We start from the raw sequence: 19,530 nt of genomic DNA, 5'->3' as shown, positions 1-19,530 counted from the left end.
AAAATAATATGCTTAAATGTGTTGATTTTGGATAAATGCGAGCGAAAGTTTGTTGAACTCATCGGGTCTTTCAACATTCACTACATGTCCACATTTCTTCAAAATATTCAATACTGAGCTTTTATGCGTTTTTATAATTTTTTTGACTGGCTCCAAAAACATGACATCCTGATCGCCCATTACATAAAGTGTGGGGATTCCTAGATCGGATTCCTTAAAATAGTTCAGAAGCGGATTTATATCTTTAGTCAACTGAAACCAGCGAATAAATTCCTTCTGACATAGTTTTTGGGCTTCTTGGACAAACAAGTTTCTCGATTCGGCATGCTGCTTCCTCGGTAAGATCACAAAGGCAAATAACCTGTACAGCCACATGTAAGGAATCACTCGCTTGAATGTACTCCCTAGTGTAACCAGAATTCTGGACTGAACGGTCAATCGAGTCACTGCGCCAGCCAATACTAGTGATTTAACTCGCCATTTTTCTAGCTCAGCTAGCTGTCTGACTATGATTGTACCCAGAGAAACCCCCATAAAATGAGCCGGTGGAATATTCAGGTGATCCAGCACTTCAATAACGTCATTCGTGACTCCGGTGAAGGTATATTCCTCATTGTAAATCTGCTGAGGCAGATCGGCTGACTTGCCGTGCCCCCGAAGATCTATCAGTAGCAGATTATACTTTTCCCTGAAATCCTTCAGCTGCTTAAACCATACCGCAGAGGATCCCCCTGCACCATGTATAAACACGACCCATTCTTTACTCACCGAATGAGAAAATATCTTATAATACAACATGGTAGGTTAACCTCGGGATCATTCTTAAGGTTGTCAGAATACAAAAATAACTCAGTAAATACAGGAAAAAGTAACAAAACATACTGAAGGCAAATCTTTGCCATCAATGGAAAAAATACAGGATACTCAACTCAAAAATGCCCGAAATCAGTAATGAAATCAGGCATTTTTAATACACGAACAGAAGTCAAGTCTAAAGCTCCCAACCTACAGTAGTCTGGAAAATGTAATCCAGTTTTGTAGCTCCTTCAATCGGCTGATTATCAAAGTTCATTGTGGTACCTACCTTCACATAGAAATCATCCAAGAAATCGTATTTGACGTCAAGCTTAAAATCCGTTCTGAATCGATTTGACTCCGTCAAACTGGGATAGGCCATCAAGTTGGTGAGTAAGGTCAGGTCTCCTATGTCGTACAAGTTCAACTCCGCACCTATCATAGCTTCCCCAGAATTTCTGGATGGGGTTTCATCGAAATAGGATTCAGAGTTTAAGTTGATACCTGTCTGAAACCCGAAGTAAGTTTTATTGGTATGGATCAAATATTTTCCCAAACCGATCTGATTACCTACTCGACTTTTGATAAGTTGCTCGGTATTAGACAGGTAAGTGAAGTTGTATAACAAGAACCAATCTTTGGGCAAGAAATAGTTGAATGCGAAGCTTCCATCCGTTCGTTTGACATCCGCTACTTCATCTTGGGTGGATCTAAGGGAATTATAGGACGAACTGGCTTTCCATCTATCTGCTAGGTATCCTAAGCCTGATCTAATATTGAATTGAGTTAGGTTATTTGCTTTCGTTATACTCCATCCCAAATCAATATTAGCGGATAGTCTGCTCCAGAAGCCTTCATCCAACGCATTGAGATAGACTATTTCCGATAGGTTTACAAGCTCTTTGCCACCAATTGGTTGCTCTGTCTCCGTTCTTTTACCTCTTATACTCCTGAGTATACTTTCCGGGTCATAGGTGTCTATCTCAGCCCGGAGACTATCTATGCTGTTGAGCGTACCGTTGTAACGTTTGCCGTTGGAAAGTGTAATAAGGTATTTAGTCTTGGAAGCTATTTCTCTAATTTCTCCCCAAGTGACTTTGAAATCTGAATCTGAATAATCCGTCTCAATAGTCAAAACACCTTTGTCCATACTTTTTATCTCACCCACAATCAGATTGCCATTACTTAGCAAAAGTGAATCTGTCTGCCCAGAGGACTCAAAAAAGAATGCTAAAACAAATACTAAAAACAGTAACCCTTTTTTCATAGTCGTAAAATTTAAACCCTTAAAATAAAGAAATACAGCTAGAATAAACAAAAAAAGCACCCCAAGACTGAGGTGCTTTTAGACTTATGGATTTTTTGTATTTAGAAGATATATCTCAAGCCTAACTGCATGCTCCAGGTAGTAGAGAAGTTACTTACATTCTGATACGGTGAAGTTGGCAATTGACCTGAAACTTGGTTCATCACGTAATTAGGATTTGCACTAACAGATCCTGAGCGAGAAAGAAGGTTCTGAGCTCCGTTTGTTCTTTGCGAAATCCCCCAGTCTTTATTTAATAAGTTACCGAAGTTTACCACATCTAAACTCACCTGAACCTTGTGCTTTTTCTCACCATAATTGGTGAAAAGATCCTGTAGAACTCTTACATCAAATCTACTCAACCATGGCTGAATGATTGCATTTCTTGGTACATATCCACCTCTATATTGCTCAAGGTCATTTTCCGCCACATACTGGTCAAAAGCAGCTCTTTGCTGCTGAGCAGTATAAACTACATTACCATTAGATACGATATCCACAAAGTTGAAATCAGCGGTGTTTTCAGGAATAAATAGAAGATCAGCATTGATACCATCTCCATTTAAATCATTTCCATAAGTATAAGACAATCTACCTTGGTTTCCACCAGTATAATACACGCCTATAGTTGTGGCTGTATATTCTATTTTATAGCTCATGTTACCCACAATCCTATTTGGTAAAGCGAAGTCAGAAATATTCAGACGCTGATCATTTGGAGAGTTAATGTTTGGAGAAGCTCCCCATGCAGAACTTGCACTAGATCCGGAATTGGAGCTGACCTCTTTTGCTGCAGAGTAAGTATAGAATACACTTCCTGAGAAGCCGTTGTATTCTGGAACTGACAGGCCGATTGTTGCACTTACAGCATGACCTTTCACCTCAGTGTTAGTCAAGATAGTTGCATTATTAGCACCCATTGCTGAGTTATAAGCTACGCTAGTACCTGGTAAAACTACCTCTCTGTCATCTCCAGCACTATTCATTTTGTTTGGAGAAATAGCTCTGTTCGCTCCGAATTGGAATACCCCATTGATGTCTTTGGTATACAAGAGATCAGCAGTTAACATAAATGGAGAATCACCCAACTGGTAATCAGCTCCTAAACTAGATCTCCATACCATTGGCATTCTAAAGTCTGTATCAACCAAAGCAAATGAGTTTGGTGCACCTTGAGTAGGATTCTTGATGAAAACATTTTCTCCACCTGCAGGCGGGTTCTCTACGTAATAGTATTTCTCAGGCTGGAAAGACACATTTCCAATCCATCCAGCAACCTCACCATAACTACCAGGCTCAACAGTGTTTTGCAAAACACCTGCTCCAGTTGGCATATTTGTCAACCATACGAAAGGAACTCTACCAGAGAAGATACCTGTACCACCTCTAATGATTAGGCTTCTATCACCCATTACGTCATAGTTGAATCCAAATCGTGGAGACAGCATTACGCGGGATTTAGGCCAGCTTCCTGAATCGTAATTCTTCGGCTGATAATCTGTATCCAATAAAGTAAGATCATTGATCGCTTCGTTTGGAGTAAGATCATTCAAATAAATTGGTAACTCAGCTCTTAAACCTAGAGTCAAGGTCAATTGATCGTTTACAGCGAATTTGTCCTGAGCGTATAGAGAAGCCAAGCCAAAGTTCACTCTAGCGTAAGTCTCTTGTCCTTCATATGGGTAAGTCAAACCGAACATAATTGGTGCGACTTCATTTGGCGTACCAGTAGTCAAGAAATCTTCAACAGAAGCATATCTGTAGTAGGAAGTACCCATTCTTACAAAAGAGTTACCAAATTTTTGGATCTCAAATGCTGCACCTGCAGTGACCGTATGACGACCTTCAGTATAAGTCAAGTTGTTGATAAAAGAGAAGTTATCATTTATCACATCGTTGTTATAGGAGAATAGCTCCGTACCAAAGCTCATGTAATTGGCATCGCCATCACCTCTTCCGCCGCCATCCCAGATATCCACCATAGGGAACTCAGCTCCTGGAGTAGTTCTGGTATCTTGGATTTTAGAATAAGTTGCTAGGAACTGATTAGAGATCTTAGGGCTGAAATATGAGTTCAATTCAGCAGTAACAGACCTTACTGTATTTTCGAAGCCATAAGCTGCGTTTTCAAAAGCCATAGAGTTTTGACTAACTCTTTGTGCAGAACCCGGGGTTCTAGGTCTTGGACCTGAAGATCCGTTAGTAATCTGAGGAGAAGTACCTACTACTTGGTTGTATCGTACAGCTAGCTTATGCTTGTCACTGATGTTCCAGTCAATTCTAGCCAAAAATTTGGTGCTAAACTGTTCTGCTTCATTCGCAAATCCTTGGTATCTACCTGGATCATATCCCCACTGATTGATCAGGTGGCTTTGTACTGCTTCAAGATCAGCTACAGTAGTTCTTGCAATGTTATTATCTGGATCAGCAACTCCGTCTGTTGAAGCTCTCCAAAGGTTAGCTCCAGAAGCATTTGCTCCAGTGTTCACTTCTCTTTCAGCGTTGACGAAGAAGAATAATTTGTTTTTGATGATTGGACCACCTAGTCTAAAACCGAAGTTATTTGTAGCAGCATCCGTTGCTTCCAGCTCAATATCACCAATTTTCTTGCCTTGCAAGTCCTGGTTTTTAGTGAAGAAATAAGCAGAACCAGTAAATGTATTTGTACCGCTACGTGTTACAGCATTGATACCTGCACCAGTAAAACCAGATTGAGTTACATCAAAAGGAGCGATATTCACAGAGATTTGCTCGATCGCATCCAAAGAAATAGGTTGAGAATTTCCACCTGGAAGTGGGTTACTGCTCAATCCAAAACCGTTGTTGAAGTTTGCTCCATCTACTTGAAGATTGTTATATCTGGAATCACGACCAGCGAAAGAAGTACCATTCGCCTGAGGAGTCAATCTAGTAAATTCTGTAACAGATCTGTTGATTCTGAGGAAGGTCAGTCAACTGCTTGGTAGAAATACTTGTAGAAGTACCTGTTTTGTTAGAATCAAATTCCGAAGATTTTGATGCAGAAACGATCACCTCGCCAAGTTCTGTACTATCATCGTTTAGCGTAACTGAAAGCGCATAAGGTTCGCCTAGTCTCAGAACCACATTGCTGTAGGAAGCAGCTTGGTATCCAATAAAGCTAACTTGAATAGTGTAAGGACCACCAATTCTCATGTTAGGAATGGTAAATCGGCCGTCTAAGTTAGTGACAGCACCATAACGCGTACCAGAAGGTACGTGTGTTGCGACAACGTTCAGCTCCAGGAAGTGTCTCCCCTTGTGCATCAACCACTAGTCCTACAATAGAACTGGTAGTTACTTGTGCTTGGGATACACCAATAGTGGCAATTACTACCAATACGAGTGAAACCAAAATTTTAAGTAAATTTTTCCTCATAATTTGTACGTTTTGATATAAACTGGTTTGAAATTATTCCCTGCAAAGGTAAATTCACCCGCGATGATCTATGGGTACATAACGTTAAGTTTTGCGTTACAAATTTCACTAATTTTAACTATTTCTTAACATAGAAAGGTGAATAATATTCTGCCAAAAGGCCAAAAAGTTTTGTTACACATTCCTTTTACCTAGAAAAGTAGACTTATTTTAGAATAAAATTTCAGAAGAACCTCAATCACCTAGGAATTGAAATTCTCAATATTAACAGTATTTTATTCTGAAAATATGGAACTCCCTATTTAAAAATTATGTCTCTTAAAAATTACTCAAAATTATCCATCATTTGAAAAAGAAAAATATCCTTTGGCTCTACCTGTTTTTATTCGCGACTTTAATTGATTTAGCTTTTATTCTGGAGCAAAAATTAGAGCTAAGATTTTTTTCCAAACCTCTGATTATATTGGGGTTGATTGGATATTTCTACCAAATTACTAAACCAATTTCCTCTACTTTACTATCCAAATCTATTTTAGGTGCTTTAATTTTTTCCCTGCTTGGAGATATTCTACTTTTGTGGGATCACCTTTTTATATATGGAATTGGCGCCTTCCTTCTAGCCCATGTCTGTTATATCATAGGATTTAAGGTAGCTCAAAAAGCTCCGGAATCCCTCCTTAATGTGAACTTTGTAAAGACTTTCTTTATCAATCTCCCGGTTTATTTTTTGGCGGCCTTTACTTTTTACATGATCAACCCGAATCTTGGCGCACTGAAAATCCCCGTGATTATCTACATTATAGTGATAGTAAGTATGGTAACCACTGCAAGAGAGCGCTATGGGAAATGTAATCCAGCTTCATTTTGGCAAGTATTCATTGGAGCTATTCTCTTCTTTATTTCTGATGGAGTTATTGCTCTGGATAAATTTTACCTCCCCATTCCTGATGCAGGTATCATCATTATGGGCACTTATGCTATCGCCCAGCTGATGATAGTGATGGGTATTCGATCACATCTAATTAAACCAACTTTATCCTAGATTTAAAAATAGCTACCATTTAAGAACTAGGCATACTAAACACTCCCTCTCAATAGAAAATGATACAAACCTGGAGTTACTCGACCAAACCGAAAGTCCGCAAAGTATTTACTACTTGCTGCTTGTTTTTACTTCAATTTTTCTTGTCTAATAACTTAATGGCTCAATCAGAGCCCGGTTATGAAGTAGGTTTTATCCCTGCCTCAATTTCAGAGATTGATGTTGCATTCCCACTTTTGGAGAAATGGAAAATATCTGGACAAGTAGACCTTCAATTGGTATCACAGGGCGCGTATTCCAATTCAAATCCTTATGCATATGTGCAGCGTTTTGTGGTTAGACCTTGGTTGATCTATTCAGGATTCAAGCATATGAAATTTTATGTGGGTTACGCCCGAAATAAGAAATATGAAATAGTAGAGGCCGGTAACCCTGAAATTCTCGAAAGGCGACTGATCCTCATGGGAACTTACATGCAAAAAATGCCCAAAGGAAGTATTTTCGAGCAAGTTAGATTTGAAACCAAATTCTTTGAAGATAAGAATGGCATCAAGCGAACAATCCCTAGAATAAGAGGAAGATTCGGAGTAAACCACTACTTGAATCAAGGTGAGAATCCAATCTTCCAGTCGCACAATATTTCCTATTACACTGAGGTCATGTTCAAATTTGCTCCAAAGGATTATGCAAAAGACCATTTTGACATCTTAAGGCAATCGGTTTATTACTCCGCAGGACTTACTAAAAACTTAACTGTATTAACTGGGATCATTGCTCAAATGCAACTTCGCAGCAGCGGAACTCAATTTGACGTGTATTACGGGCCAACCGTAGCCTTGAAGTGGAACTTTCAGCCTAAAGTAAGAGAGACGTTTGATATGGTGAGCAACGATGTGGACTAAGTCTTCGTAGGTGATCCAACCTGACAAGCAAAAAAGTTAAGGTGGCTGGTATCATTGCGGATAATCATATTATTCTATAACTGTTTGCGCACAGAGTTTGCAGATTTTTAGAAAAAAGGAGATATGGAACTTATCAGAGAATAAATTCACAATTTTATCCGCAGCCTTATCTCTAGGAGTGGCTGCATTAGCAAAAGCTGCCATAGACAACAGATACGAAGCTGTTACAGGAGATCCTGCGCCTAAAAACCCAGAAACAGATCAAGCATCCTTCGGAAAAGTAGTTCTTTATACTGCGATAACGGCGGCAGTAGGTATAAGTGCCAAACTATTAGTGCGGAAATTTTTCACCAAAAAGTGGAAAGAAATGGATGGCCAAGTACCAAAGCATCTTCGCTAAAGTTTATTGGCTAAGGATTAATCCATCCCGAATCTACCACCACACCACGGTTCAGATGAGTTATGCCTGTGCGAATTCCCATTCTTTGATCGCCAGACCTGAAAACTGATTTCCATTTCCCCATCTAGCTTCCATTGTTGCTACCTGCCTCTGCAAACTTTCAGAACCATACATCTCAGCAAAAAATGCGGCACTAGGCTCCTTCAGATCAAGGGCATCGATCCATCGATAAAGCTTGACCGTAGTAGTTTTTTTGTCTTTCCCATGAGCCGCTTTTTTAAATTCATGGAAATAATATTCCTCCGAAATGCAAATATGCCGCTCTTCTCTCTTTCAAAAAGATGACGAATTTGCGAAGCGCTTTGAAAAGTAAAATCAATACTAGTATTCCTATAACAACCACTCCTGCAAATTTCTCAAGGCTCATCCCCAAAATTGTCAAGGGCTGATCTTCAGCTTCTTCAGATCCAATCTCTTCCTGAATCATCGCCAAGGAATCCCTTAACACTAGCCAATACTCCCAAACCTGCGATTTGCTTCGACCTGAATTTTCACTTCTTTCAGGGTTCGCTTGTACAATTGATTTCTGTAGGCATTTATACCAGGTGGAAGCACCATTTCGGGCAAGACGACCTCCCCTTCTTTCTCGAAGAGGTAGCGCATCTTTTCTGTTCTGGATACGCAGAAATAGAAGTCTTTGTTGGATTATTCGACACCTCACTACGCGAAGGATACAAGCTAACATTTGCCATGCTATCCCATTCTATCGGGGGAATTAATTCAGAGACTGTACCGGATACAGTTCTGGAAATTGTTCGCTCCACCACATCACCTACTTTGACCTTAGCCCTATTTCCCGACCAACGCTCAGAGACACTCAGTCCATTAGCCACGAGCCACTCATTCTCTGAGAATTTTGATGGAATTGGCTTTACTTTGATGGTTTTCCCTTTAGCCTTGATGACATGCTTTTTCCCTATATAATCTCCGACCTCGGGGGACTCCAGCGCTATATTCAAATCAGGAAAAACTACATCTTTGTCCGTGTAAGGAAATATATTGTAAATCAACTTGCAGACACCTGCAAAGGTCTGACTTCCTTCTTGTTTGGACACCGAAACCGACCTTAAATAGTAGGAGAAAGCTCCCGGAACTTTGATATTGCCCAAGTCTGGAGCTGTAGTAAACCAGGTGGAAGAGTAGATAAATATATTCACCTCCACAGGCTGCCCCAAATAGGGATTGCTTGGATTTATATGAAGCTCTGCCCAAAGCTTTTGAGCCTGCACTTCAACAGAAATGAAGGCAAGTAAGAATATCAAGAAAAGCTGCCTATAGTTACCAATTCCTTTCATGCGCCTTTGGTTTTATGCTATCCTTCTTCACTTGGTAGGCAAATTTCCTTTTCAAAAACAGCGATGGATCATCATCTACTTTACGCATCAGCATCTTACTGTTATCTTTCTGAACGGCAGGATCGGTATCCTCAGGAACTTCTTCAAGCTCTCTAGCCATTGTGGCATTTGAGTTTTCGGATTGTTCAATGTCTTCCGCCTCCATATCTTCTTCGGTGGGTTCTTTACTGCCTACGGTTTGCTCCTCTTGACCTTCCTCTCCCGAATTTTTTATATCATCGCCTTGCTTTTCCTCTTGCCCATCATCTTCTGCCTCCTTGGCATCCTCCAGATCCAATTCATCCTGACCACTGGAGATTTTATCCATCTCCTTTTGGCTTTCGGCAGCTTCAGCCATCGTTGAATCCATTTCCATCGCTTCCCCAAATGCCCATCGGGCAGCCTCAATGTCACCATTTTTGAGATATGCCAATCCTAGATTATAAGCCCCATAGGCGGAAGTATCAATTCTAAATTGCTGAATAGCAGCCTCATAATCACCAGCTTTATAATAAGCAACTCCTTTGCGAAGCGGATCTTCAAATCGCTCAGCCGCAGCTTCAAAGTCGCCTTTGTCACTCAGCTTCTGGCCTTGGTAATCCTTGGTGTACCAGAGATCTTCAAACGTGTGCACGTTAGAACATGAAGTGAAAACCATCAAAACCACCCCATAAACTACCCATCCTTTTCTGAACCAAAGAAGTAAAAATACCGCCATCGGGAGGATAAAAAATAAGCCCGCATCCCGCCAATCATCTTTCTTTTCTTCAGGTTTGTCAGTGAAAATCAAATTCTTTTTCACCGCATTGCTGATCAATTCCACATCGCTAGTATCCAGTGTCAAACTATTTACGGAGACTCTTTCTAAAGCATTTAATTGAGTCAAAATCGCTTCATTCAGGGCTGAAACAACTATTTTCCCGCTTTCATCTTTCATCACTCCGCGTCCATTTATATTTGGAACCTCTGCACCTGTCAGCGTATTGATAGGCAAAAGCTCCACTCTGTTCTGAGAATTTTGTACAAAATCCCGGATCAGGTCAAACTCTGCATTTTCTATATCGTCAGAAAGGATTAAAACAGTTCCAGGAGCATCAGTCACGGACATTAATGTATCCGCTAGAGTCAAGGCTTCTCCTAGATTAGATCCAGCAAAAGGCATCACATCAGGATTAAGTCCATCGATATGACTTTTGATGATGGCATAGTCTTTTGTCAATGGCACGATGGTATGTGCCGTTCCGGCAAAGCCAATAAGTGCCATTCTAGCCTGAGGATTTTGTGCGATGAGGTCGGAGATTTTGAATTTGGCGCGTTCCAAACGATTCGGCTGAAGATCGGTAGCCAACATACTCTGAGACAAATCCAAAATAACCACAAAGGGCGTTTCCAACTTTTGGCCTGGCTCTTCCACTTTCTTCCAAGTAGGCCCAGCCAAACCTAGCACTCCAAAACTTAAAGCGAAAAACCCTATAAGTTGCATATATACTTTCACCCGCTCATTACCCTTCTGAATCACAAAAGCCCGCAAATGTGGAGCGATCATTTCCTTCCAAGTCACTTCCTGCCGAATACTCAGCAAGCCTGTAACCAATATCAAAAGCACAGGGGCAAATCCCCACAAAAACATAGGTCTTAAGAAGTGGAATTCTTTCCAGTCTATTGGAAATAAATCATCTAACATACTCCTCCTTTCTATTTTGTCGTGAATTTCGAATCAACTGAAAAACGCTCTGAAAGAACATTAAAAGCAACAATAATCCTAGAGCAGCTCCAAGTGGATAATAATACAACAAGGTCGTTGGACGATTTTCTTCCTCTTCATATTCTATAGGTTCAAGTTTATCGAGTTCGGTGTAAACCTCTTCCAGTTTTTTCTCATCATCCGCCAAAAAATATTGCCCACCTGTCATCACAGCTATGTCCTGGAGAGTTTGCTCATCCAAATCCAAACCAGCCCCCGATGGATTTCCAATTCCAAGCGTATAAATCAAAATCGAGTCCTTCTGTGCAAGTTCAGCAGCATCCATTGGCAAAATATCTGTCCCCGCATCCACTCCGTCGGTCAGCAGGAGCATCACTTTAGTTTCAATCGTATCCCTCTCAAAAAGCTCAACTCCTTTTGTAATAGCTTTTCCAATAAACGTCTGCTGTCCAGCCATCCCCACATCTGCCTCTTCCAAAAGCTGATCTACTGTTGCCAAATCTGAAGTAAAAGGTGCCTGAATGTATGCGCTACTTGCAAAAAATATCAAGCCCATACGATCACCTTCCCGCTTTTCGATAAACTCATGCATTAATGCTTTCACAGCATCCCAACGCCTCACCTTCTTCCCGTCCATTTCCCAGTCTCTTTCAGCCATGCTAAAAGAAATATCTACGACAATCAAAAAATTTCGGGATGTTTTCACCTTCATTTCAGGTTCGCCTACTAACTGTGGAGAAGAAAGCGTAGCCAAAATTAAACCCCACAACAGCAACAAACTTATCCAATTGAATAAGCTTCTGCGTCTGACAAAAGCGGATTTTCTGGGCTTTTCCCCAGTATAATCCAAGGCTTTTTCATAGGTTGGCAATCTCAATGAAGCACTGCGGATACGTAAGGCAGGCAATATCCAATACACAAAAAAGGGTAATGGCAGGAATAAAAAGACCCAGAGATATGCTATTTCAAAGTTAGCTGGCATGTGTCCTTATCCATTTTAGCGCCTGAGATAAAATTTCCTTTTGGACCTGCCTATCAGGAATTCTGCCCTGATAGATCACCGCACTGATCTCCTGCTCATATTTCTGCAAGCCTACATTTTTTCCTGTTTTATCTAGAAAACTCAGCCAGGAATTACCGTGAAGATTACCAACTCTCTCTCTTCCAAAAGCCTGAATTGCCACGCGCTTTAGCACCACAAAAACCTGTGGAAATGCCTTTTGACCTGACTGAATTTCTTGCAGGGTAATTAGAGCCTCTCTTCTGTAGCGATTGTCAATGTGTTTTTTGACTAGAAAAAATAGGGCGATCAAAACGCCAAGCATCATTAATGCTCCCAAAATTGCCCAACCTACAGTTTCAAAAGTAAAGCCTACCGCTGGTGGCTCATAAATAGACCCCATGTCGCCTACCACAAGCTTCTGCTGAATTAAAGAATCAATCTGTGTGCTGTCTGTTTGGATCATTTTCTGTTTCTTTTGAAAATATCCTTCAATTGTTCTTCTACCGACCTCACTGTATCAATTGAAAAAAGTGGAATTCGGTGCTTGCTCATTTGAGTTTGAAAATCCAGGTAATCATTCTCAAAGCCAGTCTTGAAATTCTTTCTAACCTTGGAGCTTTTCCCATCCACGGTTACCTGCGTTTCGCTGTCTCCCGCCACAAATTTAATAGTAGGAATTTCCCGTTCTAGGGGATCAACTACTTTCACCAAAACCACATCATTGTGTTGGGCAATCTGGCGGATAAATCGGATGACAGTAGCGTCATACCTGCGGAAATCAGAAATCACCACAACCAAATAATCGTGTGTGACAATGTTGTTAATCTTTGCAATCGTCTCATTCAGCGCATCTTCAAATTTTGCTGGCTTGGAATCAACCAACTCATGATTCCGAGTAACCACTTTTTCCAAAAAACGCAGGATATTTCTTCGATCTCTTTTTGGCTGGATGACATCAATCCCGTTATCAGCAAAGACAACTCCACCTACCCGGTCGCCTTGTTTCAAAACCCTAAAGGCAGCTACAGCCGCCAATTCAGCCGCTACCACAGATTTGGTGCGCTTTCGAGAACCAAAAAACATGGAGTTCGATTGATCTACCACAATCAGGGCCGGTTTCTCTTTCTCTTCCGAAAACACCCGAGTATGTGTCTCTCTTGTACGTGCAGTGACTTTCCAATCGATATTTCGGATATCATCGCCTTTCACATAGTGTCGCACCTCTTCAAAATCCAATCCTCTTCCTCGGAGTTTGGATTGGTGTCTACCTCCTAGAATACTTTTAACTTTCTGCTTTCTGGCAATCAAGGAAAAATATTGAGACAGGCGCTCCATTCCCAGCAGCTCTTTGAGCGAGGTGAATACGTCTTTAGGAAAGGAGTTCGGGTTGGACATAGACTTGTTGAGTTAGAATGTGAATCGTGTGAAGTTTGGACGGAAGACCGAAGACGAGAGACGGGAGAAACGCCCGACCGTTCAAGAAAGAAGAACTTCTACCCGACTACTGCGACTACTTTCAATACTTCGTCTAAGACCTGATCAGCAGTGATTCCGTCAGCATTGGCTTCATAACTGAGAATCAAGCGGTGTCTCAAGCAGTCATGCACTACGGCACGTATATTATCTGGCGTCACAAAATCATTTCCGCTCATCCAAGCATGTGTTCTTGCTGCTCTGTCCAAGGCAATACTACCTCGTGGACTGGCACCGAAATCTATCCAGCTATCCAGTTCTTTGGAATATTTATCCGGAAAGCGCGTAGCTGAAATTATATCCACGATATACTTTTCCATACTCTCAGCTATTTTCACCAGAGCGATTTCTTTTCTGGCTTCGAATATTACTTCTGGCGAAAGCGGGGTTTCTTCCTGCGTTTGTTCATGCGATTGCTCATTTCTATTCAATCTCAGAATAGCCAATTCAGATGCATCATCAGGATAACTGATCACTACATGCATGAGAAATCTATCCATCTGCGCTTCCGGAAGTGGATATGTTCCTTCTTGCTCCACGGGATTTTGAGTTGCCATCACCATGAAGAGTGGGTCCATTTTATAGGTTTTTCCAGCGATAGAAACCTGCCTCTCCTCCATCGCCTCCAGCAGGGCAGATTGTACTTTGGCGGGAGCCCGGTTGATCTCATCTGCCAAAATCAAATTGCTGAAAATAGGGCCTTTTTGAAACACAAATTTCTCTTCTAATTCCGGCTGATAAATTTCCGGTCCCAGTGATATCAGAAGGAAGTAGATCTGGAGTAAACTGAATCCGGCTTAGTCCGCAGTCCAATTCCTTAGCTAATGATTTGATCGCTCTGGTTTTTGCTAAGCCAGGTAGACCTTCCAATAGCATGTTTCCGTCCGCCAAAAGCACCAGTATCAAACGCTCTATCAGATCTTGCTGACCAATGATGGAAGTTGACATTCGCTCTTTTAATTCTTGTATGGTTTCGAAGGGAGTCATATGTAGCAGAAAAGTTTATGTATAAAATGGCAGAGTAGTCCCTCAAGAGGACTATTAAACCAGAAAATAACGATGGACTTTAAATTACAATTAATTTAAAAGTTATAAAATACGTAGACCTCAGTTTTTAGGATTGCTTTTCCCGAGATCCACAAAAAAATAGGATAGACTATAGTCTATCCTATTTACTTATTTAAAATCTTTGCGATTAATGGCTACCGCTAGACTTTCTTAGTTGCTCTTCAATCTTAGAAAGGTTGAAAGAGCCCTGGGGTTTGGCTTGGTGGGTATTCTTCCATTGACATCAAGAATTTCGCTGCAAGACCTTCGATCGGAACAAGTACGAATGCACGGCTTAGGAACCAGTCATCGTACACGTTAGCATTATGTTGTGCTTTTTCAAAAGGATCTCTACGTAGGTTGAACAATAGAGGAACACGTAGTTCTGTGAATGGCTCTCTCCACACTCCAAAAGCTTCTCCTCTATTTTCAAGGAATACCACTTTCCAATCGTCGTATCGAGCTGCCACGACCTGACCATCATCATTTACATACCAAAATTCTCTTCTTGGAGAAGTTTCAGTTTTTCCTGATAGGTAATCTAGCATGTTGTAGCCATCTATGTGGTTACGGTATTTTCTACCATTGATAGTAGTGCCTTCTAGAAGTCTTTCTTTCACGTTCGTATCTCCTGCAGCAGCAGCAAATGTAGGCAACCAATCTTCATGAGAAACAATACCATTCAAAGTAGTACCTGCAGGGAAATGCCCTGGCCATTTGATAAAAGTAGGTACTCTGTAAGCACCCTCCCAGTTTGAATTTTTCTCAGAACGGAAAGGAGTTGTGCCTGCATCTGGCCAAGTGTTGTAGTGTGGGCCATTATCAGTGGAGTACATTACGATTGTATTGTCAGCTATTCCTAATTCGTCCAAGACTGCCAAAAGTTCTCCTACGTGCATATCATGCTCTACCATGCCGTCAGAATACTCATCCTGACCAGAAATACCGATATGCTCTTCTTTTACGTGTGTTCTGAAGTGCATTCTGGTACCATTCCACCAAGTGAAGAAAGGCTTTCCAGCTTCAACTTGACGTTTGATGAAGTCTTTAGCCGCTGCTACAGTTTCATCATCGATGGTTTCCATTCTTTTTTTGGTAAGTGGTCCTGTATTTTCGATAGTTTGTCCTCCTTCTCCATCAGCTTTGGTATGCAATACGCCACGAGGACCATAGGTCTCTCTGAATGTCTTGCCATTAGCCATGATCATATCACCTGGATAGTCACGTTGCTCTGGCTCTTCCTCAGCATTCAAGTGGTAAAGGCTACCTAAGAATTCGTCAAACCCATGCATAGTAGGAAGGTGCTCATCACGATCACCTTGGTGGTTTTTACCAAATTGACCTGTAGCATAACCTTGCGCTTTTAATATAGAAGCCATCGTCACATCAGTCTTTTGCCATCCTTCTGCAGCACCAGGTAATCCGACTTTAGTCATTCCTGGTCTAACTGGGACGGATCCACTAATGAAGGCAGCACGTCCTGCAGTACAACTTTGTTGCGCGTAGTAATCTGTAAAAGAAACGCCTTCACTGGCGATTCTATCAATATTTGGAGTCTTGTACCCCATCATACCTCGGTTGTTGTGACTGATGTTCCAAGTCCCGATGTCATCACCCCAAATCACGAGGATATTGGGCTTATCCTGCGCCTGTGCCAAAAAAGGCAAACAGAACAGCAACAGAACAGCTGAGTTGAAAATTGTAAGTTTGTGTTTCATACTATTAATTTTTAAAAGTGATTCGTATTTAAAATTTTACTCTCTATCGAAATAATGGATATAACTTAAATTAAAACTTCCATTTAACAAAAAATACTATGTTAAAATACAGTCTATTCATCTAAAAGTACATAAACGATGGAAATAAACCTTAAAGGGGTTTTAAAATAATTTTTTGTGATTATCCGCAATGATGCTAGTTGCCTTAGATTCTTTGCTTATCTGGTCGGAAGACCGATGACCGAAGACTCCCGCATTGGCGGGACAGGCTGAAGTGACCTCATATATAATTTTGAACAAATTCTAGATTGCTTTTCCCTTTTTGATGGTAGAAAAGAATAGAACAACGGGTATGTCCCATTCAAATTTGTACGCAAAAAAAGGCAGACTCAATCCGAAGAAGGGTCTGCCTTTAAAATACTGTAGAATTTCAATCAAAAGATCGAAAACACTTACTGCTTACCTGTTAATGGACTCCACCAGATGGTTGCTCCATCGCTTTCATTGCTCTTTCGATAGATGCTTTCATACTTAGTGACTCACCACCTTGACTTGGTGGGTAATCTGCTAGAGATTTCAAGTGTGCTTCCAAGAATGGAACTGCAGCGGTAGGTGCCCAGAGCTTTTCTGCAACAAACTTTCTACCTATATATCCCCATTCTTCAGAATCTGGAGTCATCTTCTCCATTGGGTCCATCAATAGATTCACAATGTAAGGGATACTTGGATAGGACTTCTCGTCAAACCAGTTTCCACCATGTTTCACACCAATGTGCATTTTCCAGGCATCTACTCTAATAGCCATCAAATCAGATTCATCATAGTAGAATAATTCTCTACGAGCCGACTTGTCAGTTTTGCCTGTCCATAGATCCAAATTATTATAGCCATCCAAATGCGTTTTGAAGGTAGTATTTCCTAATTTTTTACCTGTCAAAAGTTCTTCTTTCAAATTTGGAGCACCTGCTGCTGCTGCAAGAGTAACATACAAATCCTCGTGACTTTGAATACCATTGGAATAAGTCCCAGCTGGGATTTCATCAGGCCATTTTACTAGCATTGGTACTCTTAGACCACCTTCCCAGGTAGTACCTTTTTCACCACGGAATGGAGCATATCCACCATCAGGCCAATACATCAATTCATTTCCGTTATCTGTAGAATAAATAACTATCGTGTTATCCTCTTCACCCATGTCTTTGATCTTCTGAAGCACTTTTCCGATCAATTCATCATGCTCAATCATTTTTGCACGAACTACATCTTCTTCGGCACGACCTTCGTCCACTGCAGCTTGGATGTATTTATTGGTACTATGAGACCAGATATGTGTTGCCGTAGTATTATACCAAACAAAGAACGGCTTGTCTTCTTTGCTTACTTTATCCAAGTATTTCAATGTTTCATTAGTAACCTCCACATCGATAGTTTCCATACGCTTACGAGTAAGTGGTCCCGTATCGACGATTCGCTGCTTACCAACTTTACCGAATTTCGGATCAACGGTAGGATCATCCTTGTCGGTAGCGTAGGTATGCAATACACCTCTTGGGCCGAACTTGTCTTTATATGCTGGATTTTTCTGACCTGGGTAGTCCAATTCTTCCGGCTCCTCTTCAGCATTTAGATGGTAAAGATTACCAAACCACTCATCAAAACCGTGCATGGTAGGTAAAAACTCATTGCGGTCACCTAAGTGATTTTTACCAAACTGGGCAGTCGCATAACCCTGATCTTTAAGTACTTGAGCTAGAGTAGGATCTACTGCTTGAATTCCTTGAGTGAACCAGGTATACCAATAGTAGTCATACCTGTTCTGATAGGCAACTGTCCCATAATAAATGCTGCTCTACCTGCAGTACAGCTAGGCTGACCGTAATGATCTGTAAACAACATACCATCGCGAGCGATGCCGTCAATGTTTGGGGTTCTCCCCATCATTCCGTGAGTATAAGCGCCCACGTTCCAGTATCCTATATCATCACCCCATATCACGACGATATTTGGCTTGTCCTGTGCTTCCACCAAAAAAGGTGCAAACACCAGAAACAAAATTGCGGTTTTGAAAAGAGAAAATTTGTTTTTCATTTGAATTAATTAAAAGTGTTTCAGTCGACTAAGGTAAATTAAAATATAGAGTAAATTATTTAAATACTTCAATTTTTCATCATTTACCTTGATTGAGTTAAAGTATAAAACATTAATTTACAGTTACATATACAGGCTTATGAAGCTTTTGTTAAATTAATAATTCTAAGCTAAGTGGAGCTGATTATTTTAGCTCGTAAGGATATATGACTTTCCAATCCTTCTGCATATCTACCACTAACCAATTGTATTTGGAAGCATCATCCAAGCCTTTATTTAGCTGTCCAATATGGGAATCGCGGTCATAAGCCACTTCGCGAACAGAATCTGTATGATGCACGATCAATCCGAACCGCGAACCTTCACCTGTGGTAGTGTATTGAAGCATTTGATAATCGCCATCACTATTGCCTCCAGCGAATACCGGTCTTTTCCCTATGTGTCTATAGATTCCTACCGGCTTTCCTCCCTTGTCATCGTTAAAATATAATTCAGGAGTTTTAATCAATTGAGGGTCTGGTAAAGAATCTACATAAGAAAGGCCTAATTGTGAACCTACCACCTGGTAAGGAGGAATTCCATAAGCTTCCTCGGCCCAGGCACGCATGAAGTCTATGCCACCGCCAGAAACTATAAAAGTTTTGAAATCATTTGCACGCAGAAATTCCAGCAATTCTAGCATAGGTTGGAAGATCATTTCATTGTAATGCTTTCCTGTCTTGGGATGAGTAGCTGTTTTCATCCAGTTTTTCACATGAGAATCAAACTCTTCTGCTGACATGCCTGAGTGTGTAATGGCCACCGTTTGCAATAAAGCCTTTTCGCCTCCTGAAAGGAATCCTTTCATATCTCCATCTAACAGCGCGGCGATAGATGCATTCTTTTTCCATTCAGGATGTTCAGGAGCCATTCGTTTAACCTCATCGATGGCAAAGGCCAATTGAAAATACATAGGTTGCTCAGACCATAGTGTTCCATCGTTATCAAAAACTGCAATTCGATCGGCTACCGGTATAAAATCCGGAGAGCCTTCTTTGGTAGTGGCATCCACCCAGTCCAGAATGCGAGTTCGGGGAGCTTCTTCCCAAGAGGCCAAATTCATGGTGGCTCCTGAAAGTTCTTCTTGCTCGGTAGCATTACTTTTACCTTCCTCTGTTGCTTCAGTACAGGAGAAAAACACAAGGGAGAAAAGTGGGGCGGCTATAACAAAACTGGCTCGCCTGACAGAAAATAAAAGGTTAGTCTTCATATGATTTTAAT

At 41.0% G+C, this 19,530-nt stretch carries 17 protein-coding genes and 2 pseudogenes; 3 read left to right on the top strand and 16 right to left on the bottom strand.

The annotated features are described in order from the left end of the window. Window positions 1-12 precede the first annotated feature (12 nt). The 4 genes from AC0L6R_RS06330 to AC0L6R_RS06315 form a co-directional block, all read right to left on the bottom strand. The gene (locus tag AC0L6R_RS06330) at window positions 13-798 is read right to left on the bottom strand and encodes an alpha/beta fold hydrolase (RefSeq protein ID WP_283413636.1); all 786 of its coding nucleotides are present in this window, start codon (window positions 796-798) and stop codon (window positions 13-15) included. Window positions 799-991: 193 nt separating this feature from the next. Beyond that, on the bottom strand, window positions 992-2,062 hold the full coding sequence (locus AC0L6R_RS06325) for a DUF481 domain-containing protein (protein WP_473270432.1): 1,071 nt from the start codon (window positions 2,060-2,062) through the stop codon (window positions 992-994). A gap of 101 nt (window positions 2,063-2,163) precedes the next feature. Next, window positions 2,164-5,007, bottom strand: coding sequence for an outer membrane beta-barrel protein (locus AC0L6R_RS06320; RefSeq protein ID WP_473270431.1), 2,844 nt, complete (start codon window positions 5,005-5,007; stop codon window positions 2,164-2,166). Between the two features lies 1 nt (window position 5,008). Continuing rightward, window positions 5,009-5,386 carry a carboxypeptidase-like regulatory domain-containing protein gene (locus tag AC0L6R_RS06315; RefSeq protein ID WP_473270430.1) on the bottom strand — a complete coding sequence of 126 codons (378 nt, stop codon included), beginning with the start codon at window positions 5,384-5,386 and terminating at the stop codon, window positions 5,009-5,011. 458 nt (window positions 5,387-5,844) lie between these two features. Between AC0L6R_RS06315 and AC0L6R_RS06310 the strand changes: the two genes are divergently transcribed. The 3 genes from AC0L6R_RS06310 to AC0L6R_RS06300 all read left to right on the top strand — a co-directional run bounded on the left by AC0L6R_RS06310 (window position 5,845) and on the right by AC0L6R_RS06300 (window position 7,842). Next, complete coding sequence (locus AC0L6R_RS06310; RefSeq protein ID WP_283413633.1) at window positions 5,845-6,540, top strand: lysoplasmalogenase; 696 nt, start codon at window positions 5,845-5,847, stop codon at window positions 6,538-6,540. A 158-nt stretch (window positions 6,541-6,698) separates the two neighbouring features. Further along, window positions 6,699-7,442 carry a DUF2490 domain-containing protein gene (locus AC0L6R_RS06305; protein ID WP_473270429.1) on the top strand — a complete coding sequence of 248 codons (744 nt, stop codon included), beginning with the start codon at window positions 6,699-6,701 and terminating at the stop codon, window positions 7,440-7,442. 97 nt (window positions 7,443-7,539) lie between these two features. Further along, a complete protein-coding gene (locus tag AC0L6R_RS06300) occupies window positions 7,540-7,842 on the top strand; it encodes a DUF4235 domain-containing protein (RefSeq protein ID WP_473270428.1) in 303 nt (100 codons plus the stop codon). A 283-nt stretch (window positions 7,843-8,125) separates the two neighbouring features. Here AC0L6R_RS06300 and AC0L6R_RS06295 read toward each other — a convergent pair whose 3' ends face one another. The 12 genes and pseudogenes from AC0L6R_RS06295 to AC0L6R_RS06240 all read right to left on the bottom strand — a co-directional run bounded on the left by AC0L6R_RS06295 (window position 8,126) and on the right by AC0L6R_RS06240 (window position 19,519). Beyond that, window positions 8,126-8,350 (bottom strand): hypothetical protein, encoded by a 225-nt coding sequence (locus tag AC0L6R_RS06295; RefSeq protein ID WP_473270427.1) that lies wholly within the window; start codon window positions 8,348-8,350, stop codon window positions 8,126-8,128. A gap of 88 nt (window positions 8,351-8,438) precedes the next feature. After that, entirely contained in the window at window positions 8,439-9,197 is a 759-nt protein-coding gene (locus tag AC0L6R_RS06290) for a hypothetical protein (RefSeq protein ID WP_473270426.1), read from the bottom strand. Next, window positions 9,181-10,920, bottom strand: a complete 1,740-nt coding sequence (locus tag AC0L6R_RS06285; protein WP_473270425.1) for a vWA domain-containing protein — start codon at window positions 10,918-10,920, stop codon at window positions 9,181-9,183. Before AC0L6R_RS06285 ends, AC0L6R_RS06290 begins: the two co-directional genes overlap by 17 nt. Continuing rightward, window positions 10,910-11,923 (bottom strand): VWA domain-containing protein, encoded by a 1,014-nt coding sequence (locus AC0L6R_RS06280; RefSeq protein ID WP_473270424.1) that lies wholly within the window; start codon window positions 11,921-11,923, stop codon window positions 10,910-10,912. The genes AC0L6R_RS06285 and AC0L6R_RS06280 overlap by 11 nt, the downstream gene beginning before the upstream one ends. After that, the gene (locus AC0L6R_RS06275) at window positions 11,913-12,407 is read right to left on the bottom strand and encodes a DUF4381 domain-containing protein (protein WP_473270423.1); all 495 of its coding nucleotides are present in this window, start codon (window positions 12,405-12,407) and stop codon (window positions 11,913-11,915) included. The genes AC0L6R_RS06280 and AC0L6R_RS06275 overlap by 11 nt, the downstream gene beginning before the upstream one ends. Further along, entirely contained in the window at window positions 12,404-13,339 is a 936-nt protein-coding gene (locus AC0L6R_RS06270) for a DUF58 domain-containing protein (RefSeq protein WP_473270422.1), read from the bottom strand. The genes AC0L6R_RS06275 and AC0L6R_RS06270 overlap by 4 nt, the downstream gene beginning before the upstream one ends. A 98-nt stretch (window positions 13,340-13,437) precedes the next feature. After that, window positions 13,438-14,293, bottom strand: a pseudogene (locus AC0L6R_RS06265) (AAA family ATPase). Next, window positions 14,270-14,365 (bottom strand): annotated as a pseudogene (locus AC0L6R_RS06260) (AAA family ATPase); the annotation flags it as partial. The pseudogenes AC0L6R_RS06260 and AC0L6R_RS06265, both read right to left, overlap by 24 nt. A gap of 287 nt (window positions 14,366-14,652) precedes the next feature. Continuing rightward, window positions 14,653-16,182, bottom strand: a complete 1,530-nt coding sequence (locus AC0L6R_RS06255; RefSeq protein ID WP_473270421.1) for an arylsulfatase — start codon at window positions 16,180-16,182, stop codon at window positions 14,653-14,655. Between the two features lie 466 nt (window positions 16,183-16,648). Continuing rightward, complete coding sequence (locus AC0L6R_RS06250; protein WP_473270477.1) at window positions 16,649-17,956, bottom strand: sulfatase-like hydrolase/transferase; 1,308 nt, start codon at window positions 17,954-17,956, stop codon at window positions 16,649-16,651. Then, on the bottom strand, window positions 17,944-18,270 hold the full coding sequence (locus AC0L6R_RS06245; RefSeq protein ID WP_473270420.1) for a sulfatase-like hydrolase/transferase: 327 nt from the start codon (window positions 18,268-18,270) through the stop codon (window positions 17,944-17,946). The genes AC0L6R_RS06250 and AC0L6R_RS06245 overlap by 13 nt, the downstream gene beginning before the upstream one ends. Before the next feature lie 184 nt (window positions 18,271-18,454). Continuing rightward, the gene (locus AC0L6R_RS06240; protein WP_473270419.1) at window positions 18,455-19,519 is read right to left on the bottom strand and encodes an HAD family hydrolase; all 1,065 of its coding nucleotides are present in this window, start codon (window positions 19,517-19,519) and stop codon (window positions 18,455-18,457) included. Window positions 19,520-19,530 lie beyond the last annotated feature (11 nt).

It is taken from the genome of Algoriphagus sp. 10J20-15 (genome assembly GCF_055809615.1).
This window is presented reverse-complemented; position numbering and strand designations above follow the sequence as displayed.